The organism is Brevibacterium sp. FAM 27836 (genome assembly GCF_051351055.1).
GTDB lineage: Bacteria > Actinomycetota > Actinomycetes > Actinomycetales > Brevibacteriaceae > Brevibacterium.
This window is the reverse complement of record NZ_CP195711.1, coordinates 4,031,113-4,056,096: the sequence shown is the minus strand read 5'-3', so window position 1 is coordinate 4,056,096 and position 24,984 is coordinate 4,031,113. Positions and strand designations below refer to the sequence as shown.

The 24,984-nt window shown below is 69.4% G+C and carries 24 protein-coding genes; 22 read left to right on the top strand and 2 right to left on the bottom strand.

What is annotated here, in order from left to right:
- The first annotated feature begins 9 nt into the window (after nt 1–9).
- The 22 genes from ACSE4D_RS18145 to ACSE4D_RS18040 all read left to right on the top strand — a co-directional run bounded on the left by ACSE4D_RS18145 (nt 10) and on the right by ACSE4D_RS18040 (nt 22,425).
- On the top strand, nt 10–222 hold the full coding sequence (locus ACSE4D_RS18145; RefSeq protein WP_127363274.1) for a heavy-metal-associated domain-containing protein: 213 nt from the start codon (nt 10–12) through the stop codon (nt 220–222).
- Between the two features lies 1 nt (nt 223).
- Nucleotides 224–1,225, top strand: coding sequence for a heavy-metal-associated domain-containing protein (locus tag ACSE4D_RS18140; protein WP_127363273.1), 1,002 nt, complete (start codon nt 224–226; stop codon nt 1,223–1,225).
- The gene (locus ACSE4D_RS18135; RefSeq protein WP_127363272.1) at nt 1,215–3,545 is read left to right on the top strand and encodes a heavy metal translocating P-type ATPase; all 2,331 of its coding nucleotides are present in this window, start codon (nt 1,215–1,217) and stop codon (nt 3,543–3,545) included. Before ACSE4D_RS18140 ends, ACSE4D_RS18135 begins: the two co-directional genes overlap by 11 nt.
- Nucleotides 3,546–3,581: 36 nt before the next feature.
- A complete protein-coding gene (locus ACSE4D_RS18130) occupies nt 3,582–3,851 on the top strand; it encodes a YHS domain-containing protein (RefSeq protein WP_127363271.1) in 270 nt (89 codons plus the stop codon).
- A 108-nt stretch (nt 3,852–3,959) separates the two neighbouring features.
- Complete coding sequence (locus tag ACSE4D_RS18125; RefSeq protein WP_127363270.1) at nt 3,960–6,149, top strand: heavy metal translocating P-type ATPase; 2,190 nt, start codon at nt 3,960–3,962, stop codon at nt 6,147–6,149.
- Nucleotides 6,150–6,189: 40 nt separating this feature from the next.
- A complete protein-coding gene (locus ACSE4D_RS18120) occupies nt 6,190–6,504 on the top strand; it encodes a metal-sensitive transcriptional regulator (RefSeq protein WP_127363269.1) in 315 nt (104 codons plus the stop codon).
- 242 nt (nt 6,505–6,746) lie between these two features.
- Entirely contained in the window at nt 6,747–7,625 is an 879-nt protein-coding gene (locus ACSE4D_RS18115; protein ID WP_436326344.1) for a helix-turn-helix domain-containing protein, read from the top strand.
- Between the two features lie 216 nt (nt 7,626–7,841).
- The gene (locus ACSE4D_RS18110; protein WP_127363267.1) at nt 7,842–8,948 is read left to right on the top strand and encodes an ArdC-like ssDNA-binding domain-containing protein; all 1,107 of its coding nucleotides are present in this window, start codon (nt 7,842–7,844) and stop codon (nt 8,946–8,948) included.
- A complete protein-coding gene (locus ACSE4D_RS18105) occupies nt 8,948–9,886 on the top strand; it encodes a bifunctional DNA primase/polymerase (RefSeq protein WP_436326343.1) in 939 nt (312 codons plus the stop codon). Before ACSE4D_RS18110 ends, ACSE4D_RS18105 begins: the two co-directional genes overlap by 1 nt.
- Nucleotides 9,883–10,800, top strand: a complete 918-nt coding sequence (locus tag ACSE4D_RS18100; protein WP_127363265.1) for a DUF2637 domain-containing protein — start codon at nt 9,883–9,885, stop codon at nt 10,798–10,800. Before ACSE4D_RS18105 ends, ACSE4D_RS18100 begins: the two co-directional genes overlap by 4 nt.
- On the top strand, nt 10,781–11,173 hold the full coding sequence (locus ACSE4D_RS18095; protein WP_127363264.1) for a hypothetical protein: 393 nt from the start codon (nt 10,781–10,783) through the stop codon (nt 11,171–11,173). The genes ACSE4D_RS18100 and ACSE4D_RS18095 overlap by 20 nt, the downstream gene beginning before the upstream one ends.
- A gap of 98 nt (nt 11,174–11,271) precedes the next feature.
- Entirely contained in the window at nt 11,272–12,144 is an 873-nt protein-coding gene (locus tag ACSE4D_RS18090; protein WP_127363263.1) for a hypothetical protein, read from the top strand.
- A 36-nt stretch (nt 12,145–12,180) separates the two neighbouring features.
- Nucleotides 12,181–13,248: a ParB N-terminal domain-containing protein gene (locus tag ACSE4D_RS18085; RefSeq protein ID WP_127363262.1), complete on the top strand. Its 1,068-nt coding sequence runs from the start codon at nt 12,181–12,183 to the stop codon at nt 13,246–13,248.
- 57 nt (nt 13,249–13,305) lie between these two features.
- Nucleotides 13,306–13,986, top strand: a complete 681-nt coding sequence (locus ACSE4D_RS18080; protein WP_127363261.1) for a hypothetical protein — start codon at nt 13,306–13,308, stop codon at nt 13,984–13,986.
- A gap of 32 nt (nt 13,987–14,018) precedes the next feature.
- Nucleotides 14,019–15,689, top strand: coding sequence for a M23 family metallopeptidase (locus ACSE4D_RS18075; protein ID WP_127363260.1), 1,671 nt, complete (start codon nt 14,019–14,021; stop codon nt 15,687–15,689).
- Nucleotides 15,689–15,955: a DUF6112 family protein gene (locus tag ACSE4D_RS18070; protein WP_127363259.1), complete on the top strand. Its 267-nt coding sequence runs from the start codon at nt 15,689–15,691 to the stop codon at nt 15,953–15,955. The genes ACSE4D_RS18075 and ACSE4D_RS18070 overlap by 1 nt, the downstream gene beginning before the upstream one ends.
- A 127-nt stretch (nt 15,956–16,082) precedes the next feature.
- A complete protein-coding gene (locus ACSE4D_RS18065; RefSeq protein ID WP_127363258.1) occupies nt 16,083–16,352 on the top strand; it encodes a DUF6112 family protein in 270 nt (89 codons plus the stop codon).
- 37 nt (nt 16,353–16,389) lie between these two features.
- On the top strand, nt 16,390–17,808 hold the full coding sequence (locus ACSE4D_RS18060) for a conjugal transfer protein TrbL (protein ID WP_436326342.1): 1,419 nt from the start codon (nt 16,390–16,392) through the stop codon (nt 17,806–17,808).
- 4 nt (nt 17,809–17,812) lie between these two features.
- A complete protein-coding gene (locus ACSE4D_RS18055) occupies nt 17,813–19,288 on the top strand; it encodes an SCO6880 family protein (protein WP_127363256.1) in 1,476 nt (491 codons plus the stop codon).
- Between the two features lie 83 nt (nt 19,289–19,371).
- Nucleotides 19,372–20,340: a hypothetical protein gene (locus ACSE4D_RS18050; RefSeq protein WP_127363255.1), complete on the top strand. Its 969-nt coding sequence runs from the start codon at nt 19,372–19,374 to the stop codon at nt 20,338–20,340.
- 133 nt (nt 20,341–20,473) lie between these two features.
- Entirely contained in the window at nt 20,474–20,959 is a 486-nt protein-coding gene (locus ACSE4D_RS18045; RefSeq protein ID WP_127363254.1) for a hypothetical protein, read from the top strand.
- Complete coding sequence (locus tag ACSE4D_RS18040) at nt 20,956–22,425, top strand: ATP-binding protein (protein ID WP_127363253.1); 1,470 nt, start codon at nt 20,956–20,958, stop codon at nt 22,423–22,425. Before ACSE4D_RS18045 ends, ACSE4D_RS18040 begins: the two co-directional genes overlap by 4 nt.
- Before the next feature lie 178 nt (nt 22,426–22,603).
- Here the strand turns inward: ACSE4D_RS18040 and ACSE4D_RS18035 are convergent, their stop codons facing one another.
- Together ACSE4D_RS18035 and cmtR are read right to left on the bottom strand one after the other, a co-directional pair.
- On the bottom strand, nt 22,604–24,574 hold the full coding sequence (locus tag ACSE4D_RS18035) for a heavy metal translocating P-type ATPase (protein ID WP_127363252.1): 1,971 nt from the start codon (nt 24,572–24,574) through the stop codon (nt 22,604–22,606).
- Nucleotides 24,571–24,945: a Cd(II)/Pb(II)-sensing metalloregulatory transcriptional regulator CmtR gene (gene cmtR, locus ACSE4D_RS18030; RefSeq protein WP_127363251.1), complete on the bottom strand. Its 375-nt coding sequence runs from the start codon at nt 24,943–24,945 to the stop codon at nt 24,571–24,573. The genes ACSE4D_RS18035 and cmtR overlap by 4 nt, the downstream gene beginning before the upstream one ends.
- Between the last annotated feature and the right edge of the window lie 39 nt (nt 24,946–24,984).

The window sequence follows — 24,984 nt, the reverse complement described above, 5'->3', positions numbered from 1 at the left end:
GTGTGGATCATGAGCACGAAGACCGAGTACCAGGTGACCGGGATGAGCTGCGGGCACTGCGAGACCGCGATCCGCGCCGAGGTCTCCGAGATCCCCGGCGTGACCGGCATCGACGTCAGCGCCCAGACGGGCCGCCTGGCAGTCACCGCCGAACAGTCCGTGGACGACGCCGCGGTGATCGCGGCCGTCGACGAGGCCGGCTATGCCGCGGTGAGGAGCTGAGATGAAGGCGCCTGCACGGCTGAGCCTGTACGGGCTGGTCCTCGTGGCCGTGTTCGCCGTGGCTGGATTCACGGCGAACGCGGTCATCCCCGAGGAAACCGTGCAGAGCTGGGCAGAAGACACCGCAGACAACACGCACCATGAGGAAGGAGACGCCATGAACGGCGACGAGCATGAAGGACATAACGCCGGCGCATCGTCGCTGGGCCTGGGCCTCGCACAGGACGGCTACCAGCTCACCGCGGTGAGCGCACCGACTGCTACCGGCACCGAAGGCGAGCTGTTGCTGACGGTCACCGGCCCGGACGGGAACCCGGTCACCGACTTCGAGCTGGAGCACGAGAAGGAGCTGCACCTGATCGCCGTCCGCGCCGACGGGCAGCATTTCCGCCACGTCCACCCGCAGATGAACGATGACGGCACCTGGTCCATCCCCTGGCAGTGGGAAGCCGCCGGGTCGTATCGCGTCTTCGCGGACTTCGTGCCCGCCGAGACCGGGGAGGGTATCACGCTCTCGACCTCGGTGCAGGTGGCGGGCGACTACGATCCCGTACCGGCCGAACCCGCTGCGACAACCAGCGTGAACGGTTTCGACGTCAGTGTCGAAGGTGACCTCGTCGCCGGCTCCACATCGGAGCTGACCATGACCATCACCCGTGACGGCGAGCCGGTCACCACACTGGAGCCTTACCTGGGCGCCTTCGGCCACCTCGTCGCCCTGCGCGACGGCGACCTCGCCTACCTGCACGTCCACCCGCACGGCGATGCACCACAGGCCGGCGAGACCTCCGGCCCGGAGATCGTGTTCGAGGCCACCGCACCGACCGAGGGCCGATACCTGCTGTACCTGGACTTCCAGATCGACGGACAGGTTCACACCGCGCCTCTGGTGATCGACACCACCGGCGCGGGTGATAACGGCGGCCACTCCGGCGGCGAGCACTCCGATACCGAGCCGGACACCGGCGATAAGCATGAGGAAGGAGCAGACCATGGCCACTGACCAGACCACCGGCAACGCCAGCAGCGCGGCGGGGATCGAGTTGCAGATCGGCGGCATGACCTGCGCCTCGTGCGCGAACCGAATCGAGAAGAAGCTCAACAAGCTCGACGGCGTCACCGCGTCGGTGAATTACGCGACCGAGAAGGCCAGCGTCACCGGCACCGACCTCGACGCGGCCGCGCTGATCGCCGAGGTCGAGAAGACCGGCTACACCGCCGCCCTCCCGAAGCCGCCCAAGGGCTCGGCCTCGGCAGAGGGCGACGAGGGCGAATCCGCCGAGGACGCCGAGCTGCGCACGCTGCGACAGCGACTCATCGGCTCCGCGGTGCTGGCGGTTCCGGTCATCGCGATGGCGATGATCCCCGCCTTGCAGTTCGACTACTGGGGCTTCGCCTCCCTGGCGCTGGCTGCCCCCGTGGTGGTGTGGGCAGGCTGGCCGTTCCACAAGGCCGCGTGGATGAACCTCCGTCACGGGGCAGCGACAATGGACACGCTCATCTCGGTCGGCACCACGGCGGCGATGATCTGGTCGATCGTCGCCCTGTTCTTCGGCACCGCGGGCGATCGCGGAGTGGTCCATCCGTTCGAGCTCACCATCTCGCGCTCCGACGGGCTCGGGCACATCTATCTCGAAGTCGCCGCCGGGGTGATCACCTTCATCCTGCTCGGCCGCTACTTCGAGAAGCGCTCCAAACGCCGCGCCGGCGCAGCCCTGCGCGCACTGCTGGAGCTTGGCGCGAAGGAAGTCTCCGTGCTCCGGAACGGGCAGGAAGAACGAGTCTCCATCGACGAGCTGACCGTGGGTGATGAGTTCGTCGTCCGGCCCGGCGAGAAGATCGCTACCGATGGCACGATCACTTCCGGCAACTCCGCGATCGACGCCTCCATGCTCACCGGCGAATCCGTGCCCGTCGAGGTCTCCGAGGGCGACAACGTCACCGGCGCAACCGTCAACGCTGGCGGCCGCCTGGTCGTGAAGGCCACCCGCGTCGGCTCGGACACCCAGCTGGCCCAGATGGCCAAGATGGTCGAAGACGCGCAGTCGGGCAAGGCCGAGATCCAACGCCTCGCCGACCGGGTCTCCGGCGTCTTCGTGCCCATCGCAATCGCCGTCGCCGTCGCGGCCCTCGGTGCCTGGATCGGGGCCGGGTTCCCACTCTCGGCGGGGTTCACCGCGGCGGTCGCGGTACTCATCATCGCATGCCCGTGTGCCCTCGGCCTCGCGACGCCCACCGCGCTGCTGGTCGGCACCGGACGGGGTGCGCAGATGGGCGTGCTCATCAAGGGCCCCGAGACCCTGGAATCGACCCGCAAGGTCGACACGATCGTGCTGGACAAGACCGGCACCGTCACCACCGGAAAGATGACCCTCACCGACGTCATCACCGCAGGCGGCGTGGATCGGACCGAGCTGCTGCGCATCGCGGGCGGGCTGGAGGACTACTCCGAGCACCCCATCGCCCAGGCCATCGCCGCCGGAGCCACCTCCGAGGTCGGAGACCTGCCCGCCCCCGAGTCGTTCGAGAACATCGAGGGCAAGGGCGTGCAGGGAATCATCGACGGCCACGCCGTCGTCGCCGGACGCGAATCACTGCTGGCGGACTGGTCGATCCACCTCGATGCGCACCTCCGGACCGCGAAGCAGACGGCCGAGGCCGAGGGCAAGACCGCCATCGCAGTCGGCTGGGACGGACAGGCGCGTGGCGTCCTGGTCGTCTCCGATCAGATCAAGCCCACCAGCGCGCAGGCCATCGCCCAGTTCAAGGAGCTAGGCCTAACCCCGGTGCTACTGACCGGTGACAACCAGGCCGTTGCCGAGCAGGTCGCCGCCGAGGTCGGTATCGACCAAGTGATCGCCGAGGTCATGCCCAAGGACAAGGTCGACGTCGTCGCCCGTCTCCAGGGCGAGGGCAAGGTCGTGGCGATGGTCGGCGACGGCGTCAACGACGCCCCCGCCCTCGCACAGGCCGACCTCGGCCTGGCCATGGGCACCGGCACCGACGTGGCGATCGAGGCCGCCGACATCACCCTCGTGCGCGGCGACCTGCGCGCCGCAGCCGACGCGATCCGGCTCGCCCGGCGCACTTTGCGGACGATCAAAACGAACCTGTTCTGGGCCTTCGCCTACAACACCGCCGCGATCCCACTCGCCGCCTTCGGACTCCTCAACCCGATGCTCGCCGGCGCGGCCATGGCCCTGTCCAGCGTGTTCGTCGTCTCCAACAGCCTGCGGCTACGCACGTTCAAGGCCCGCGCGGACGACACCAGCGCTCCGGCACCCGCCGGACCGGCACCGGCCCGCGAGCCGGTGAACGCCTGACCCATCCGTCATCGACACAACACGAAAGGAAACACGATGACTGCACACGAGAACCTGAACCTGACCGACACCTCCTCCAGCGGCGGGAGCTGCTGCGGCCACACGCCCAGTGCGGAGGCCATCGCACACACCCCGGCCGATGAGATGACCGAATGCAAGGTGATGGCCGGCACCCCGGTCGTCAAGGCGCAGGCGGAGGAAGCCGGCCTCTACCGCGACTACCAGGGCCAGCGGTACTGGTTCTGCTGCGCCGCCTGCGGCCCCCTGTTCGACGCCGATCCCGACCGCTACGCGAACGCCGCCTAACGGCATCTGGTTCCGCGCTCCCATCGAGCAGGCGCGCACGGGAGCGCGGAACCTTCGCCCCGGTCGCCAACCTGGGGACAGAGGCGATGAATGAAAGAGACGAGACCCATGAGCAACGATCCCTCGACACAATCGCACCAGCACGCTGGGCACGTGGGCGCTCAGCACGCGCACCACGACGAGCCGGACACGCACGCCGGCCACCACGATCACCACCCGGGTCATGGCGAGGCTCCTGACCCCCACGACGATCATGATGCCCACGCGGGCCATGCCGACCACGGCGGGCACGAGCATGGGCATGCCGGGCACGGAGACCACGTCGGGCAGTTCCGCCGCCTGTTCTGGATCATGCTCGTCCTCGCGGTCCCGGTCGTGGCGTTCAACGACATGTTCGCCCACCTCATCGGCTACCACCTGCCCGAAGCGGAATGGGTCTGGTGGATCTCACCGATCCTCGGCACCGTCATCTACTTCTGGGGCGGCTGGCCGTTCCTCACCGGCGGGCTGAGCGAGATCCGCTCTCGCAAGCCCGGCATGATGCTCCTCATCGCCCTGGCGATCACCGTCGCGTTCCTCGCCTCCTGGGGCGCGAGCCTGCACATCCTCGACCACGAACTGAACTTCTGGTGGGAACTGGCGCTGCTGGTGGTCATCATGCTGCTGGGTCACTGGATCGAGATGCGCTCCCTCGCGCAGACCACCTCGGCGCTGGATTCCTTGGCCGCGCTGCTGCCCGACGAGGCCGAGAAGATCGACGGCGACGACGTGGTCAAGGTCGCCCCCGCCGATCTCACTGTCGGCGACGTGGTGATCGTCCGGCCCGGTTCCTCGGTGCCCGCCGATGGGCGGATCGTCGACGGGTCGGCGTCGATGGACGAGTCGATGGTCACCGGCGAATCCAAGACCGTGCGCCGGGAGACCGGTGACCGGGTGGTCGCCGGCACCGTCGCCACCGATTCCGGGCTGCGCGTCGAGGTCACCGCCACTGGCGATGACACCGCCCTTGCCGGTATTCAGAAGCTCGTCACCGATGCCCAAGCATCGTCCTCCCGCGCGCAACGGATCGCCGACACCGCGGCCGCGTGGCTGTTCTGGTTCGCCCTGGGAGCAGCGGTGATCACCGCTGTCATCTGGTCACTGGTCGGATTGCCGGACACTGCCGTGGTCCGCACGATCACCGTGCTCGTCATCGCCTGCCCCCACGCGCTCGGACTCGCGATCCCGCTGGTGGTGTCGATCGCGACCGAGCGCGCCGCCCGCGGCGGGGTGCTCATCAAGGACCGCCTCGCGTTGGAGTCCATGCGCACCGTGGACGCGGTGCTGTTCGACAAGACCGGCACCCTGACCAAGGGCGAGCCCACCGTCACCGCCATCGACCCCGCAGGCGACCGAACCGAAGACGAGGTGCTGGCGCTGGCTGCCGCAGCCGAGGCCGACAGTGAACACCCGCTCGCTCGCGCCATCGTCACAGCCGCCCGCACCCGAGAACTCGACGTGCCCGCAGCCTCGGACTTCTCCTCCTCCCCGGCAGTCGGCGTCAAAGCCACCGTCGGCGGAACCGTCATCGAGGTCGGTGGCCCCTACCTGCTCGACCAGCACCAGCAAGACGAACTCCCCATCGCCGACACCTGGCGCAATGAGGGCGCGATCATCCTGCACGTGATCTCCGACGGCGAGGTCATCGGCGCTCTGCGGCTGGCCGACGAGATCAGGCCCGAGTCCCGAGAGGCCGTCGATGCACTACACGCTGCCGGGGTGCAGGTCGTGATGATCACCGGCGACGCCCAGGCCGTCGCCGACACCGTCGCGAAGGATCTCGGCATCGACCGCGTCTTCGCCGGGGTCCGCCCGGAAGACAAGGCCGCCAAGGTCGCCGAACTCCAAAACGAGGGCAGAAAAGTCGCGATGGTCGGCGACGGCGTCAACGATGCCCCCGCGCTCGCCCAAGCCGACGTCGGCATCGCCATCGGCGCGGGCACCGACGTGGCGATCGGATCGGCCGGCGTCATCCTCGCCTCCTCCGATCCACGCTCCGTGCTCTCCGTCATCGAGCTCTCCCGAGCGACCTTCCGGAAGATGAAGCAAAACCTGTGGTGGGCGGCCGGCTACAACCTCATCTCCGTCCCGCTGGCCGCGGGCGTCCTCGCACCGATCGGGTTCGTGCTGCCGATGAGCATCGGCGCGATCCTCATGTCCGTCTCCACTGTCGTCGTCGCCCTCAACGCTCAACTGCTGCGCCGACTCGACCTCACCCCGCAAGCCAGCACGTCCAGAATCCTTGACCACTCCGCGTGAGCGGTCATCTATCCGCCCATCCGTTAGGAGGACACCTGACATGGACATCTTGACTGACACAGCCGCTCAGGTCACTCACGGTTACATCACCGAGAAGGATCGCTACCTCGCGAGGCTCAAACGCATCGAAGGCCAGGCCCGCGGCATCCACCGAATGGTCAACGAGGATGCGTACTGCATCGACATTCTCACCCAGATCAGCGCGATCACCTCAGCACTGGAGAACGTCGCTCTCGGCCTGCTCGATGACCACCTCAAACACTGCGTCGCCGGAGCCATCCAGCACGACGGCGCCGAGGTCGAGGTAAAGCTCAAGGAAGCCTCCGACGCCATTGCCAGACTCGTCAAATCCTGAGGAGGAACGTCATGGGCATCATCGGCCGCGCGCTGCGATCCACACTCGACACAGGACAGATTAGCGTCTCGGTAAGTCGCTGCTGCGACGCCGTGAAATGGGTCATCACCGCATCGACGACGACGCGTAACAGTCGCCGATAACGTCGACCTGTTTCCGTTCCCGGCATCACGAAAGCGCTGGGGGCCGACATGACGCCTTACGACCCCTTGATCGCTCGGACACGTACGATCCATCGCCCGATGGGTCCCGTCGCCTACGACTGCGTGAAGCTCATCGTGATCCGGTCGGGGTCGGCGATCCTGTTCAGCGAGTTCGGGGAACGACCAGTCAGCCCCGGTGACGTAGTGCTGCTCGGGGCCAATGTGCTCTGCGGGTCGGAACCGGAAGGACACGTCACGGTCACCACGATCTACGCCGACACTGACTTCCTGCTCGATCAGCTGTTCTGGCAGCACGCCGACGTGCTCCGCGACCGCCTCGACGCGCAAGGTTTCGCCGATACGAACTACACCGAACCGGCGCAGGTGCTCCACCTCGGTGAGGGCCGCTCGGGAATGTTGATGCCCTGGTTGGATGAACTCGTCGCGCTCAGCGTCGATGGCGCCTACCGGGAGCGGTTCCATCGGATGCAGGCGTTGTGGCACGCGGTTATCGACCAGGTGGCTCCATTCATTCGCATCACTCCGTACCGGACTTCGCCGCACCAGCGTGCACGGGTCCGACCTACCTTGCCCAGGGATCGCCGTTTCAGGCCGCTGCGGGCCGAAGCCAGGCAGGTTCGCGATGCTCTGCACAGTGACATCGCTCGGGGTTGGGAGCTGTCGGAGCTGGCAGCGATGGTGCATCTGTCCTCGAAGCAGCTCTCGCGGGTGTTCGTGGATGCGTACGGGAAGACGCCGTTGACGTATCTGACGATGCTGCGGGTCGAGGAGATGGCCCGCTTGCTGCGCGAGACGGAACTGACGATTGAGCAGGCCGGGCGGCGGGTCGGGTGGCGCTCCCGGAACCGTGCGTCGGCGGCGTTCCGGGAGTGCGTCGGGATCACCCCAAGCCGGTATCGGGCGATGCGCTCCACGAGCGGTGGGGTGCCCACGAACGGGACGTCGGTGCCCACCTAAACGACCCCATGCCAGGCGGTCGATGCCACGGCACTGTCGGTGCTGGTAGGCCGGACTGTCCAAGCGTCAGGTGCCTCCGCGTTCCTGACGGCCAACTTACCGCTCTATTCGTTCGCTGACCGTCTCGACTCTCCGGATACACCTGGCTCACCTCGCAGGTGCAAGACCAGCCGCCATCACCCCCTGGTGGCTGGTCTACCGGGAGGAGGCCGAACAATGGCGACGAGGGAAGAGGCCCGTCAGAAGCGGGACGAGAAGCTCGATGAGCTCCACGAGAAGCTGACCGGTGCGGTCGAGCAGCTCGTCACGGGCGAGGACTGGGCTGACGCGTTGCGTTTCGCAGCCCGGTTCCGGTCTCGCTCGTTCAACAATGTTCTGCTGATCTGGGAACAGCATCAGGCGGCGTTCGAGCAGGGACAGGTTCCCGAGCCGTTCCCGACCTATGTCGCCGGGTACAAGCAGTGGCAGCAGCTGGGTCGGCAGGTCGCGAAGGGCCAGTCCGGGTATCAGATCCTCGCACCCGTCACGGGGAGGTTCGCGTCCGCGAACCCCTCAGATCCGGCGTCCTGGTATCGCTTGAATCGGGGTGAGAAGCCGAAGCCGGGCGAGGTGGTGCGCTCGCGGATGGTCGGCGTGCGCCCCGCCTACGTCTGGGATGTCTCCCAGACCGGCGGCGATCCGATCTCGGAGGCACCGTCGCCGACCTTGTTGGAGGGTGAAGCACCCGACGGGCTCTGGGACGGCCTCGCGCAGCAGGTGCGGGCGACCGGGTTCACCGTGATGTCGGTGCCGCACGAGGGCATGATCCACGGGGCCAACGGACTCACGAACTTCGACACCAAGACGGTCGCGGTGCGGGAGAACATGGACACCGCCGCCCAGGTCAAAACCCTCGCCCACGAGCTCGCACATGTGCTGATGCACGATCCCGACCAGGAAGACGCACGTCTGCATCGCGGGATCGGCGAGGTCGAAGCCGAGTCCGTCGCGCTCATGATCGGCGCCGCCCACGGAATGGACACCACTGGGTACACGATCCCGTACGTGGCCGGGTGGGCGGCGAACGTCGACGGGAAGGAACCCGTCGAGGTCGTCAAAGCCACCGGCGAGCGGGTGCGGAAGACCGCCGCCGGGGTTCTCGACCAGCTCGACACTGCCCAGGTGTCCGACGGCACCCCGCCGGGCATTGACCGTGATGGTCCGACCCGGAAGACGCCGGAGCGCAAGCCCTCCGAGCGTGAGACGCCGGGTCGGCGGGTCAAGCCGTTCCAGGAGCCCGAGCGCGCCCGTGAGCGGGTGGGTACTGAGGGGCGGGGGCTGTGATGAGCCGCCGGAGCGGGTTCACCGACGCGGTGCGGCGGATGGATGCGTCCTGGCCGCTGCCGGATGCCGCGGCGGCGTTCGCGAGGGCGGGGGTGCCGGTGTTTCCGTGCGCGCCGAACGGTAAGCAGCCGATCACCCGGCGCGGGTTCCAAGACGCGACCACCGACCTGACCCAGGTGCAGGTGTGGTGGTCGCGGTTCCCGGCCGCGAACATCGGGATGCCCACCGGTGCCGCCTCCGGTGTGGTGGTCGTGGACGTCGATGTGCACGGAGTCAACGGCTACGCGGCTTTTCGCCGCGCGCGCCGGGCGGGGCTGGTGAACGGGTGGGAGGCGCTGGTGCGCTCACCGACCGGCGGCCTGCACATCTATTACCCGGCTGGGGACGGTGAGCAGACGTCGTGGCAGGCCGGGCGTGCGGGGATCGACTTCCGCGGGGACCGCGGCTACATCATCGTCCCGCCCTCCCGCCGCCTCATCGGCGGCGACAGCGTGCTCTATCGCCCCACCAGGTTCGCGCCGCCCGACGGCCGGCCGCTGGACGCGGGCCGGCTGCGCGACTTCCTCGATCCGAAGCCGCCGCCTCGGCCCCGTTGGGAGGGGCCGGTCGCGAGCTCGGAGGCGATGGTGGGCCGGCTGGCATCGTGGGTGGCGCGTCGGCAGGAGGGCGAGCGCAACGCCGGGCTCTTCTGGGCCGCGTGCAAGCTCGCCGAGAACGGCATGCCCAGAGACGACGCGTTCGAGGTACTGTGCGCCGCGGCCTCGCAGGCCGGGCTGGCCGAACGCGAGATCACGACGACCGTCCACTCCGCCTACCGCGCCGTCGCCACCACCACCACCACCACCCCTGCTGCCTCTGGGGCCGAGCGGGGTGCCGGGTCGCCGTTCGGGCTCGCGCGTCCTGCTGTGCGGGCGGAACCGACCCGGGGGTTGTCATGACGGCCGGGTCGGGGCGCCGGTGGGCGGTGGTCGCCGCGGCGTCGGGCACGGTGCTGATCGGCGGTGGCGCGTTCTGGCTGAGCTTTGTCGCGTTGGCCGATCTCGCGGTGCGCTCGGGCATCGACGCCCGGCAGGCGTGGATCTGGCCGCTGCTGGTGGACGGGCTGATCGTGGTCGCCACCGTCGCGGTCGTCGCCCTCGACGGGCACCGCTCGGCCTGGTACCCGTGGGCGCTGCTGATCGCCGGCGCGGGAATGTCGGTGACCGCGAACGCCGCCCACGCGATCGTCGCCGCGACCGCGTCGGTGCCGGCCCTGCTGGCCGCGATCGTCGCCGCGGTGCCGCCGTTGGTGCTGCTGGCGTCCACGCACCTGACCGTCGTCCTCACCCGCTCCACCAAGACGACCATCGAATCTCCCGCCACTGAGCCTCCCGTCGTTGAGCCTCGCGTTACTGGACCGGCGCTGACCGGCACCGTGAGCACGGGCAGGGAGAAGGACGACGCTCAGGCTTCGCCGCCCGAGCTGCCCGAGCTGCCCGAGCACCCTGAGTCGGCTGCCGCCGGCGACCCGGAGGCACCACCGCCGGCACTACCGTCCGGCGCACCGTTTCCGACATCACGGCCGGAGCCCCAGAGCAAGCCCCAGGGCGAGCCCACGCCAAAGCCGTCGCCCGGCTCCGATCTCACCGAGCCCGCACTACCCGAGCCGGAGTCGGCTGGCGTGCCGGGTCGGCGTGAGCGGGCCGTGGCGCTGCGGGAAGCGGGCTGGTCGAACAAGGCGATCGCCCGCGAACTCGGGGTGCACGCCTCGACGGTGGGCCGCTGGTTCCCCCGCACCCCCAGCAGCGAATCAGAGACCGAGATGAAAGAAGACAAGGAGAAGGAGCCCGAGCATGAACCCCAACGAGCATGAACACGACCACGCTGCCCGGCACGAGACGCCGAAGACGGCACGTCCTGAACCGGTGGAGGTGACGGGCGCACCGGAGGCGATCCAGGCCGCCGACGTCGACCGCAAGAACCCGAACGCCGAGGGCGCTGACCCGAAGCGGCGGGCCCGCGGGGTCGACTGGGTGCGCTCGTCGGACCTGCTGGCCCGCGGCAGCGGGATCGCCTCCCGCCGGGCCATCGACTTCGAGACCCACCTGGCACAGAAGGCGCATGACCCGCTCGCCCGCGGGGCGGAGCGACTGGGTGAGCGGGCGCGGGAGCTGCCACCGCTGTCGGCGTTCGGACGCGGCAAGAGCCGCGAGGGTGCCGGGCGTGGCCCGGTCGGGATGAGCTGAGGTGACCGGCCATGACCATCGTCAACGACGACACCGAACGCCGCGCTCCAGGCACAGGAGTGGCTGCGTGCACCTGCTCGCCAGGAGGAGCCGAAACCATGACCACAACCAACGCCACGAACGTCCCGCACGAGGACTACACGACCAGCGCCGGGCTGCGCGCCCTGCTGAGGCGGCTGCACGAGGCCGGCGAGCGAGCGTGGGCGGCTGATCCGGTCGCCGCCGAACTGATGCGCTTCGCCGCGGAGAAGTACGCCGCGCTGGCGCGCAAGCACGGGCTGGACCCGTGGGAGGCGGCCAGCGCGGCGTTCGATGTGATGCGCACCCGCTCGGCTCGCGAGGCACACGATCCGTGGGGCGTGGTCACCCACGCGGTGCGGATCACCTGCATCGCCGAGGAACGCGCCCAAGGGTTGCTGTGCTCGACCCACCAGGCCCGCCGTCCGCACATCTCCGCGTTCCACGACGCCGAGCGCATCTCCGACCGTGAGACACCGCTGTCGGAGTATCACCCGGCGTTCCAGGTCACCGACCCCGAACCCGACCCCGCAGGCGGTGACGCCGGCAACGGAAGCGGCGGCGGTGGCGGGGCGCAGGCGTCGATGTCGGCGTCCTCGGCACTGGAGGACGCGATCGCGCTCGTGACGATGCTCGGCTGGGAGCCGGCGACCGCGCGGGCGTCCGTGGAGCACATCTGCGGCGCGTTGGCCAAGGCCGAGGCGCGGCATACCGCCTACGAGAACCTGCGCCGTGACCAGTACGCCCGTGCGCTGCTCGATCTGCCCGCCCGGTCCTGGACGGCCCTGCTGAAAGCGCTGCTCGGCAACCCACACCCGAGCCTGGCGGCGACCAGCGCCGGGCGGGGCGTGCTGCTGCGGCTGGTGATCGGCGAGACCCTCCCCGTGCTGCTGCGCGATGACGACCTCGTGCTCACCGTGTGCCTGGCCGCTCCCGACCGGGGCCGCAAGTAGGCAGACAACACGCGGATCGGAAGGAGGTGAGTGGCGATGGGGATCGAATTGGAGCGCACGGTCGATTCGATCCAGGTCGGCACCCGCCACCGCACCGATCTGGGCGATATCGAGGCGCTGGCCAAGTCGATCCGCCAGCACGGCCTGTTGCAGCCGATCACCGTCACCACCGACGGGGTGCTGGTGTGCGGGCGGCGCCGACTCGCAGCGATCAGACTGTTGCGCTGGCGCACGGTCAGCGTCTGGGTCCGCCGGGGTGTCTCGGATCGACTCGGGCACCTGCTGGCCGAACAGGACGAGAACGTCCACCGCAAGCCGCTCACCCAGCTCGAAGCCGCCGCCCTCTACCGCGAACTCAAACAGCTCATGGCCGAGGACGCCGAACGACGTGATGCCGCGACCCGGTTCTCCAGCGAGAATCAACCCGGAAGCGACGGGGGTGCAAAATTTGCACCCCCGTCGCTGGGGCCGGTCGGCAAGACCCGCGAGCAAGCCGCGGCGATGATCCCCGGCGGCGCTTCGCACACGACGTTGGAGAAGATCAACCAGGTCCAACGGGTCGCCGACGACCCCGGCACCCCGGAGTCTTTGCGTGTGCTGGCCGCGACGGAGCTGGCGGGAATCGAGGCGGGTGGACCGGTCGACCCGGCCTACCAGCGCGTACGCGCCGCGGCCGCAGAGGCCGAGCAGGCCCGGCAGGCCGAACTGCACGCGCTGGCCGAGGAAGCCGTCGCCCGCGTCACCGGCCCGGGCCATACCAAGAAGCGCAAGGACACGACCGCCGAGTCCGCGCCGGCGCAGGTGCCGGGTCGGTGGCCGGTGGCGGCATTCGTGCAGACCTGGACCTCGCTGACCGACTGGTGGACCCACTACGACCCCGCCGAGCTCGCAACTGAGCTCACCGGCGAACAGGCCACCATCTTCCTGACCGTCGTCGAGGGCACCGTAGCGTTCGCCGATCACCTGCGCCCCCTCCTCAGCATCGACCCCGCCGAGACCGGCGATCACCCCGGCCATGGTGATGATGCCGGCGGCGAGATGACCGCGCAGACCGCGGCCGACGGCGATACGGGGACGGCGCGGCGGCACCTGCGCGCGCTGTAACCACGAGTCGCGAGCCCGGACCCGCCGTGTGGGGCGGGGCTCGTGCACCTGGGCGGCATGAAGACTTCTGCCGACACCCCTCCCCGCAAGCGCCTGATCGTCCTGCTCGCCGCGGGCCTGACCGTCCTGATCCTCGCCGGGGTCGGGATCTACGGACTGATCCAAGGCCCCCGCACCGGACCACCCAACGACAACGACGACGACCGTCCGGCACCGTCCGCTCCGTCGGAGGACGGACCGGCGCTCCCGGACCGGATCGCGCCGGTGGTCCCCAGCAGTGACCCGGAGACCTTCGCCCGCAACGTGGCGACCTCGGTGTTCGCGTGGGATACCGGGGCCGGGTTCATGCCGCTGGACTACACGGCGGTGTTGATGGAGGTCGCCGATCCCACCGGCACCGAGCAAGCAGGCCTCGCATCGGATATCGCCGCCTACCTGCCCACTCGCCAGGCGTGGGTCGAGTTGCGCCCGTACGCCACCACCCAGCACCTGGAGATCACCGACACGTTCGTGCCGGACGCCTGGGCACAGGCCGAGGAGCAGGCGCGGCCGGGGCAACTCACGCCGGGCACGACGGCGATCACGATCGAAGGCATCCGCCACCGCGCAGGGTTCTGGAACGACGAACCCGTCACGAGCGCGCACGAGGTGGCGTTCACCGTGTTCGTGATCTGCAAGCCCGCCTACGACACCTGCCACTTGCTGCGTCTGTCCGAGCTCGACAACCCGCTGCGCTGACTTGGCCACGAGAGAGATCAGGAGGTGTTGTGGTGTTGAAGAAGCTCGCCATCGGCCTGCTCGCCCTGGTGCTGGCAGCGCCGTTGCTGTCCATGGTGGGGATCGGGCTGCTGATGAACCCCGCCCTCACCGCGGCCTGCACGGTCTCCGGCGGGAGCTTCACCGTCGGCGAGGTCCCCGACGAGCTCGCCGTGCAGACCCGCGACGGCGAACAGTTCACGCTGAACAAGACGCAGCTCACCCACGCGGCCACGATCATCGAGACCGGCTCCGGCATCGACGGCGTGAACCGCGACGGGCTCCAGATCGCGCTGATGGCGGCCCTGACCGAATCGACGCTGCGCCAGCTCGCCAACACCAGCGCCTACCCGGAATCCGCGGACTACCCGAACGACGGCGACGGCAGCGACAACGACTCGCTGGGGCTGTTTCAGATGCGTTCGCAGTCGGGGTGGGGCACCGTCGCCGAACTCATGGACACCACCTACCAGGCCGAGGCGTTCTTCGGCGGACCCGACGGACCCAACGGCGGATCGCCGCGCGGACTGTTGGACATTCCCGGCTGGGAGCAGATGGGCAAAGGCGAGGCCGCCCAAGCTGTCGAAGTCTCGGCCCACCCGGAGCGGTATGAGAACTACAGCCCGGTCGCCGTCGCGATCCTCGACGCCCTGATCGGCCCGACCACCGGCACGACCGCAGCAGGTAGCACAGACGGCAGCCCGACGATCGCCCCGGCCTTGGCGGAGTCATCGCGAGTGGTGTTCCCGCTGCCGGAGGGCACTTGGACGGCAACGTCGCCGTTCGGGCCGCGCGTCCACCCGATCACTGGGGAAGAGTCCTTCCACACCGGATCGGATTTCTCCGCCGCCGATGGCACGCCGATCCTCGCCGCCGCCGACGGCACCGTCACGGTGGCGGAGTTCTCCGGCGGATACGGTGGTCTGGTCGTCATCGAGCACACCATCGGCGGGGCCACGGTGGCGACCGCGTATGCGCACTCCTGGGAGGACGGCATTCACGTGGCCGCCGGAGACACGGTGACCGCGGGGCAGCACATCGCCGATGTCGGCAGCTCCGGCATGTCGACCGGCCCGCATCTGCATTTCGAGGTCCGTGACGGTGGCACCGATGGGGAGTACATCGACCCTGCCGCCTGGCTCAATCAGCACGATGCCGCCGATCTGCCCGAAGCCGAGACCGGCCCACCCGGCGGCGACTGCGACCCCGAGACCGGCAGCGGGCCGGGTGGGGAGCCGGACCCGTTCACCGGCGACAACCCGGACGAGCTGGTGGACGACCCGACCACCGATGGGCAGATCACCCGCCGCACCCTGCACCTGTATCAGCAGACCTCCGCGGCGTTCCCGGAGACGACCTGGGCCTGCTACTCACCTCGCCCCGGCTCGGTCTCGGAACATCCGCTCGGGCGGGCCTGCGACATCGCATTCGGCAATGCCATCGGGCAGATGCCCACCCCGGCGCAGCGCGAGCAGGGGTGGGAGGTCACGAACTGGATGAAGACCCACGCCGAAGTCCTCGGGGTGGAGTACCTCATCTGGGATGGGAAGATCTGGTCGCTCTCCCGCGACGACGAGGGGTGGCGTGATTACGACGGCGGCGGCATGCACGACCCCGGCTCCATTACCGGCGGACATTTCGATCACTCGCATGTGACCGTCGCCGATTCGGTCGGGGGTGCGTGATGGAGGTGTTCCCGGATTTCGAGGGACTGGGCGGGATCGGTGACCTGGAGAGCGTGATCGGCGCGCTGTTGATGTTCGTGCTGGTGATCGCGGTGCTGATGCTCATCGTCTCCGGCATCATCTGGGCGATCGCGTCCTCGACGGGCAACTACCACGCGGCCGGCAAGGCCCGCACCGGTGTGCTCGTCGCCCTCGGTGCGGCGATCCTCGCAGGCTCCGGGGTGGCCTGGATGAACTGGCTCATCGGCATCGGCCAACAACTCTGACCCCACCCCGCACGCGTTGCGCCCGTCCTGGCTGTTCGGCCCGGGGCGGGCCCTTTCTCGTGCGCTGGCGGGTGGTGGTGCACCTGGTGGCAGAACCGTATCCGTTCTCTTCCAGAGGAGTTTAGCCGTGATCGACATCGACCCCAACTCGTCCGGTCTTCCGGGCATCGAGCAACTCCGCGACATCGTCGGCGCCGTGATGACCGTAGGCCTCATCCTGTCCGTGCTCGCCCTGATCGTCTCGGCGATCGTGTGGGGTTTCGGCTCCAACAGCAGCAACCCGCACCTCTCCGGCCGCGGCAAGATCGGCGTCCTCATCTCCTGCGGTGCCGCGGTGATCTGCGGCGCCAGCGTCACCTTGATCAATTTCTTCTGGGACGTCGGCCAAGCCGTCTGACCGCCATCCATCCCGTAACCCGTGAGGGAGGTGTGTGATGGCGCTGTGCGATCTGCCCGTCATCTCCAACGTCTGCGACTCCGCAGGTGAAGCGGCCGCGTCGCTGATCTCGGCTCCGTTCGACTGGTTCGCCCAAGCCGTCGGCGGAGCGGCCGGCTGGCTGCTGGAAGCGATGTGGGCGGTGTTCGACACCACGACGCTGGTCGATGTCACCCAAGACGGCTACGTCTCCGTCTACAACCTGCTGTTCGGGATCGGCGTGTTCATCGTGCTGATCTTCTTCTGCTTCCAGCTCATCCTCGGCCTGATCCGCCGTGACCCCACCGCCTTGTCCCGTGCCGCGCTCGGCGCCGGGAAAGCGGTGCTCGGCAGCTTTGTGGTGCTCACCCTGACGGCGCTGGCGTTGGAGATCACCGACCAGCTCACCATCGGGATCATCCAGGCCGCCGGCGAGACCACCGAGACGATGGGCGACAAGATCATCCTGCTCTCGGCCGGACTGGTCGGCATCAACGTCGCCGCGCCCGGTGTCGGCGCAATCGTGACGATCTTCCTCGGTGGCCTGATGGTCGCCGCCGTTGCGATCGTCTGGTTCAGCCTGTTGATCCGCAAGGCGCTGCTGCTGATCGCGATCGTCCTCGCACCCTTGGCGTTCGCCGGGGCGGCATGGGATGCCAGCCGCTCCTGGATCGGGAAATGGGCGGCGTTCGTCCTCGCCCTGATCATCAGCAAGTTGGTGCTGGTGGTGGTGTTCCTGATCGCGATCACGCAGATGGCGACCCCGATCGAGGCCGATCTGACGGCGATCACCGAGCCGATCACCGGGATCGTCATGCTCGCCATCGCCGCGTTCGCCCCGTACATGGTCTACCGCGTCATCGCGTTCCTCGGCTTCGACCTCTACAACACCATGGGCGCCGAACAAGAGGCCAAGAACGCGATGAACCGCCCCGTCCCGGTCCCGACCAAACCGCAGGGCGACGGCCCGAAGAAAGTCCTCGACGACGGAGGCGGCGGAGGAAGTGGCGGAGGCGGCGGTGGCGGAGGCGGTGGGAATCCGCCACCACCCCCTGGCGGCGGAGGAGGTGGCGGAGGTGGTGGGAACCCGCCACCGCCCCCGCCCGGCGGAGGCGCTGGTGCCGGGGCTGGCGCGGGCAGCGGAGGTGCGGCGGGCGCGGGGGCTGCTGCGGGTCCGGCCGCGGCCGTGGTCATCGGCGCGCAGGTCGCGAAGAAGGCCGCCACCGCAGGCCCGGAGGCCGGTAGGCAGGTCGGCGGGCAGGCCGAGACCGCCGCCGATGGCGCGAACCAGAACAGCGCCAACACCACCAGCAATGGCAGCGGTGGGCCGGCATCGCAGGCACCGCCACATCGCAATCCCCAGCCGAACGCCCCATCCGGGCCGAAGCCCTCGGCCAGCGACGGCGGCACGAGGCCGCCGGCGGGCGGAAAGGAGTGAGACCGTGAGCACGAAACACCACGCCGAGAACACCGGCCCGGGGACCGAGCTGGTGCCGGTGAAGTTCTCCCGGCTGACCCGCCGCGGCATCCTGCTCGGCCTGTCCGCCTCCCAGCTCGTGACCCTCGGCATCGGGGTGCTCGCACTGGTGGGCGCGTTCTACGCCGGCGGCGGGATGCTCATCGCCTACACCGCCCCGGTCTGGGCGCTCTCGGCGGTGCTGACCTGGATGCCCATCGCAGGCCGCCCGGCCGTGGAATGGATACCCGTGGCCGGCTGGTGGCTCTGGCGCACCACCGGCGGACAACTGCTCTACCGGCGGCGGATCGTCGCACCCCGCCCCGCCGGCACCCTCGCCCTGCCCGGCGACATGGCACGCCTGCGTGAGCACATCGACCCCGAGACCGGGGCCGGCATGATCCACGACCCCCACCAGGGCACGCTGACGGTGGTGTGTGAGATCCGGCATCCCGCGTTCGTGCTCCTCGACCCTGCCGAACAGCACCGCCGAGTCACCTCCTGGGGGCGGGTGCTCGCGACCGTGTGCCGCTCCGGGCGGATCGCGACCCTCCAGGTGCTGGAGCGCACCCTGCCGGACTCCGGCACGGGCCTGGCGGAATGGTGGGCCGCCCACGGCACCCAGGACGACTCCTGGGCGTCGACCACCTACCAAGAACTCATCGACCGCGCCGGCCCTGCCGGCGAACGCCACGCCACCACCATCAGCCTCAGCCTGGACATGAAGGCTGCCGCCCGCCAGATCCGGACCGCCGGCGACAGCCTGCGCGGGGCCGCCGCGGTACTACGGCAAGAGATGAGCACTCTCACCGCGGCGCTGCGTGCCGCCGACCTCACCTCGACCGGATGGCTGACCCCGGGGCAGGTCGCCGTGATCCTCCGCTCGGCGTACGACCCGGCGGTCGCGGCGACCTTGGAGCGTCACGGGGAGCTCGGGCAGTCGCTGGCGACGGCGGGGCCAGTCGCGGTGACCGAGACATGGACGAACCTTCGCACCGACTCCGCCCACCACACGGTCCTATGGATATCGGAGTGGCCGCGGTCGATGGTGTATCCGGGGTTCCTCGCCCCCATGGTGCTCTCCTCCGGGATCGGGCGGGCGTTGTCGCTGCTCTACACGCCGCTGCGCACCGACCAGGCCGCCCGCGACATTCGCAAGAAGAAAGTCGAGCACATCTCTGACGCGGCGCAGCGGCGGCGGATCGGGCAGATCGAGGACGCCGCCCAGACCGCCGAGTACGAGGACGTGCTCCAGCAGGAGGCCGACCTGACTGCCGGGCACGGGGTGCTGCGCGTGACCGGGCTGATCGCCGTCTCGGCACCGAGCAGCGAGGAGCTGGACGCGGCGGTCTCGGCGATCGAGCAGGCCGCGATCCAAGCCTCCTGCGAAACCCGCCGCCTGGTCGGGCAGCAAGCGCAGGCGTTCACCGCCGCCGCCCTGCCTCTGGCCCGCCACATCTGACAGCTGCTCTCTCCGGGTGCGGACGGCAGAGCGCGTACCTGGGGAGCAACCGATCATCCATCCATCGTCTGGGGAGGACGCTCATGCCCACGTTCTACGATCCCGTCGCCGACGCCGAAGAGGCCTCGCAGGCCCTGCGGGGCCTGGCGCATGCCAGCCGCCACTTCGAGCATCCCGAGGATGCCTACGGGGTGATCGGCGACCTGCTCGCCGGGGTGCGTTCCATGCAGCAATCCATCGAGCAGCTCGCGCAGCGGCATCGCCGTCACGAGGGCCGCGCCCTCGATGAGGCCGGCGACCCGGCCGCCGGCATCCGCGATGCCCAGGTGACGGCCGATCAGCTCGCCAGCGCGGCTGCCTCCCTCGATGCCGTCGAGGATCAGCTCAACGCCGCCATGCAGGCTGCCGGACGGATCGCCTGGCACCCCGCACCCACCACCAATGCCGTGGAAGCAGAGACCGTCCAACCAGACGCGGCAGGGGCCGAGTCGCGGGAGTCGCGGTGGGTCAATATCGTCTTCGTTCAAGGCGGCGAGGCCGACACGGTGCTGTGGCTGATCGACCGCGACGGCCCCGAGGCCGCCATCGAGTACCTCGCCAGCTGGGACTTCGGCGAGGAGACGACCGCGGCGGCGATGGAGAACGGCTACGTCTACGACACCGTGCCCGTTGGGGCCGCGGACAGGCAGGCCAGCAACAGCGACTATGTGCTGACCTACAACCACGACCTCGGGCATGTCGGCCTCTACCGTCAGCACCCGATCCCGCCCGAAGACCGCCTTGACACACCCGCACCCGAGGCACCGACCGCTCCGACTATCCCGAGCGCGGGTGGTGCGGCAGGGGCCGCGACCGCGGCAGGCGGGGCCAGCGCCGCAGCGGGGCGTGGGTCGGCGCGGTCAGCGCGTGCCTCCGGAAGCAGCGCAGCCCGCGGGCGGAAGGAGACCGGGAAGGTGTCCGAGCGCAGCGCGGCGGCCTCGGCGACCGACGGGTCCTGGTTCACCCATCCCGGTGTCGCGGCCGTCCGCCGCGACCGCGGACTCGGCCTCTGACCCCCGGGAGTCTTGCGCATGGTTGGTGCCGCCGCCCCGGGCATCGGGCGGCGGCACCACTGCGTGCCCCCGGGGCGGGGCGGGTGCACCTGAGCCACATCCCTGTCCGCCGCTGCTTCTTGGGAGGCTGCTCATGCCCACGATCTCCTACTATCCCGCCGCTTACGCCGCCGAGGCCGCCCGGAATCTGCGCGCACTCGCCGCGGCCGAGGACCTGCCCGCCACCGGCCCGGTGATCGCCGACCTGCGCGAGGTGGCGACGGCGATGCGGCAGGTGCTCGACCAGCTCACCGCCGCACAGGCGGGACGCGGCGATCCTGCTGCTCTCGCTGCCGCCGATGACCTCCACCAGGCCGGCACCGCTCTGGATGCGGTCGCTACCGGGCTGACCCGCGCGGCACGGGCCGCAAGGGTGGCCGCGGCCCCGGATCGGTTCGCGATAACGGCGCCGGTGCCTGCCGCAACCGAGGCGGCTGAGCCGGCGCCGCACAAGCGGCCGACCCGCCGCTCCCGACGGGAACAGGCCCAGCGGGCGAGAGCATCCGGGCCGGATCGCTCGTGGTTCGCCCCTCCCGCTCCCCGTTCCGGTGCCGATCGTGGGCGGGGGCGGGGACTGTGAGGGAGAAGGAACGCCTGCACACCGCGGTGCTCATCGCCCCGGCCGCGGAGCGGCGCCGGCTGCGCGCACAGCGCCGCCACGCGGCCGCCCGGCTGCAGGCCGAACAGCGCCGACAGGAAATCGCCGCCGCGAAAGCGAAAGCCGCCGCGGAGCGTGCCGAGCGCAGAGCCACCCAGTACCTGCCCGCCGCCGGTGAGCCTGGGCCGGCGGCGCTGCGGTCGCCGGGCCGGTTCCGGCTACCGCGCCATCAGGACACCTCGGCGACGCTGGCGGCGCAGTACCCGTTCCTCGCCGAAGGGGGCCTCGGCTCCCAGGGGGTGTTCGTCGGGCAAGACCTCTACTCCGGGGCGTCGTTCGTGTACGACCCGTGGGTGCTGTATCAGGCCGGGATCATCACCGCACCGAATGTCGTACTGGCGGGGATCGTCGGTAGTGGCAAGTCGTCGCTGGCGAAGTCGCTGTACACGCGGTCGCTGCCGTTCGGACGCCGGGTCTACGTGCCGGGTGACCCGAAGGGGGAGCATACGGAGATCGCGCGGGCGGTCGGGGGCCGGGCGATCCAGCTCGGCCACGGCCTCCACACCCGCCTGAACCCCCTCGATGAGGGATACCGGCCGAGTGGGCTGAGCGACGCCGAATGGGCGAGCACGGTGGCGTCGCGGCGTCGTGACCTGATCGGGGCGCTGACGGAGACGGTGCTGACCCGGCCGATGTCGCCGTTGGAGCACACCGCGATCGATGCGGCGCTGGCACAGACGGTGCGGGAGAACGAGGTGCCGATCCTGCCGATGATCGTCGACCACCTCCTCAGCCCCTCGGATGATCCTGACGGGCGGCTCGCCGAGGACGGGCGGATGGTCGGGCACGCGCTGCGCCGCCTCGTCGCCGGTGATCTGTCCGGCCTGTTCGACGGGCCGTCGACGGAACAGTTCGATCCGACGTTGCCGATGGTGTCGTTGGACCTGTCCAGGGTGACCGAGAACGCCACCCTGGTGTCGGTGCTGATGACCTGCTCCAGCGCGTGGATGGAGTCGGCGCTGCTCGACCCCAACGGCGGGCAGCGCTGGGTCATCTACGACGAGGCCTGGCGGCTGATGTCGGAGCCGGCGCTGCTCAAACGGATGGATGCGCACTGGCGGCTCGCCCGCGCCTACGGCATCAGCAACATGCTCATCTTCCACAAACTGACCGACCTGGAGAACGTCGGGGACCAAGGGTCTGCGATGCGCTCGCTCGCGAACAGTCTGCTGGCGAACGCAGAATCGCGGATCATCTACCGGCAAGAATCCGACCAGCTCGGCAGCACCGCCAAGACGCTCGGGCTAACCGGCACCGAACGCGAACTCCTGCCGACCCTCGGTACCGGGCAGGGGCTGTGGCGAATCAAGGACCGCTCCTTCGTGGTCCAGCATCAGCTCCACCCGGACGAGTACGACTTGTTCGACACCACCGCCCGCATGGGCTGAAAAGCTTAAAAGTTCGTCAGAATATTGAAGGTTTTCGCGGGAACTTGAGTACTTGATGCCCGTTCAGGCTATCTCGTGGTTCGGGTTCGCGGAACCGGATCGCTCGATGCCGGGCGAGGGCCGGCACCCAGACCCGATGCGTGTTGGAGCGCGGGCACGCTCGTCTCGTTCCGGGGAGTTACCGGGTGGCAGTCGCGCTGACTGGTTCCCGGGCGGTCGCTTGACCGGGGAGTGTGGTGCGGCGTGTGCGAGCGGCGCGGAGACCGTTGCCGATCACGATGACCTCGGCGACTTCGTGGACCAGGACGACCGCGGCGAGACCGAGCGTGCCGGTGATCGCGAGCGGGAGCAGCACGATGATGATCAAGAGGGACAGGACGATGTTCTGGTTGATGATCGCCCGTCCGCGCTTGGCGTGATGCAGGGCTTGCGGGATGAGGCGCAGGTCGTGACCGGTGAACGCGACGTCGGCGGACTCGATCGCCGCATCGGAGCCGGTGGCTCCCATCGCGATCCCGACGGTCGCACCGGCGAGGGCCGGGGCGTCGTTGATGCCGTCGCCGATCATTGCCGTCGGCCGTTCCGCAGCGAATGCTGCGACGAGGCGGGCTTTGTCCTCGGGGCGAAGTTCGGCGTGCACGTCGGTGATCCCGGCCTGGGCGGCGAGAGCATCGGCGGTGCGGGTGTTATCGCCGGTGAGCATCGACACCGCCACCTGCTGCCCGGTCAGGGCCTGGATGACGTCGGGGACTTCGGGGCGGAGTTCGTCGCGCACCCCGATCGCGCCGATGAGCGTGTCGTCGCGGGTGACGAGGACACAGGTCTGCCCAGCGGCCTCCATCGCCTCCACGTCGGCGGCGAGTGGACCGGCGGCGATCCAGCGAGGGCTGCCGACCGTGATCCGGTGGCCGTTGATGATGCCGGAGATGCCGTGTCCGGCTTCCTCGATCACATCGGTCGCAGCCGGGATCTGGGATGCGGCTGTGGTGATCGCGGTCGCGAGGGGGTGGGTGGAGTGCTGCTCGATCGCCGCGGCCAGCCCGAGCACCTCGTCCTCGCTCGCATCTGCGTCTGGGGTGGTGACGACGGCGGTGACGGTGGGTTGGTTGCGGGTGAGGGTGCCGGTCTTGTCGACGGCGAGGTGGCGGATCGTGCCGAGGCGTTCGAACGCGGCACCGCTCTTGATGACGACACCGAACCGGCTCGCCGCGCCGATCGCGGAGACCACGGTGACGGGCACCGCGATCGCCAGCGCGCACGGGCTCGCCGCGACCAGGACCACGAGGGCGCGGGTGATCCATGTCTCCGGGTCGCCCAGGAGGGAGCCGAGGACGCCGACGAGGACGGCGAGGATGATGACACCAGGCACGAGGGGTTTCGCGATGCGATCGGCCAGGCGTGCCCGTTCGCCTTTCTCGGCTTGAGCTTGCTCGACGAGTTCGACGATCGTGGTCAGCGAGTTATCCGCCCCGCCTGCCGTGGTGCGCACTTCGAGCGCGCCGGCGGTGTTGATCGCCCCAGCAGGCACCGCGTCGCCGGGGGCGACTTCGACAGGGATCGACTCGCCGGTGATCGCGGAGGTGTCCAGGCTCGACCGGCCCGTCTGCACGATGCCGTCGGTCGCGACCCGTTCACCCGGTTTGACGACGAGGATCATCCCGGCGGTCAGCTCGGTCGCTGGGATCTCCACCGTCGCATCGTCGCGGCGGATGGTCGCCGTGTCGGGTACAAGTTTCAGCAGGGCGCGCAGGCCGCTGCGGGCACGATCCATCGCCTTGTCTTCCAGGGCTTCGGCGATCGAGTACAGGAATGCGAGCGCGGCGGCTTCTTCCACGTAGCCGAGGATGATCGCGCCGATCGCGCTGATCGTCATCAGCAGCGCGATCCCGACCTTCCGCCGCATCACCAGGCCGCGGATCGCGCCGGGCACGAAGGTGTACGCGCCCAGGAGCAGACCCGCCCAGAACACGACCAGCGCCGCGGTGTCCTGTCCCGTCCATTCCAGGATCAGGCCGGTGAGGAACGCGACACCGGAGAAGATCGGGATCAGGATGCCCGGGTCTTGCCACCACGCCCGCGACGGCTCGTCTGCCTCCTCCCCGATAGATGCGGCAGGCGCGGCGTCGTGGGCGCAGCAGTCGTCGCTCACGAGGCACCCTCCACGCCGATGGCGGCGGTGTCGCAGCAGCCGGGCACCGAACAGGCGGGGTCGAGGCACGGGACCTGCTCGTCGACTGCGAGCGTCACATCCACCAGCGCGGTCAACGCCGCCGCGAGATGCGGGTCCGCGATCTCATACCTGGTCTGTCGCCCCTCGGGCTCGGCGACCACGATCCCGCACCCGCGCAGACACGCCAGATGGTTCGACACATTCGTACGGGACAGCTCCAGCTCCCGGGCGAGTTTCGCCGGATACCCCGGTCCGGTCAGCAGCGACAGCAGGATACGAGAGCGAGTGGGGTCGGCCATCGCCCGCCCGAGACGGTTCATCACGTCCACACGAGAAGCAAGAGTCAGCATGCGCTGACCATACATCCCTCGGTGACTGGTCAGCAAGTG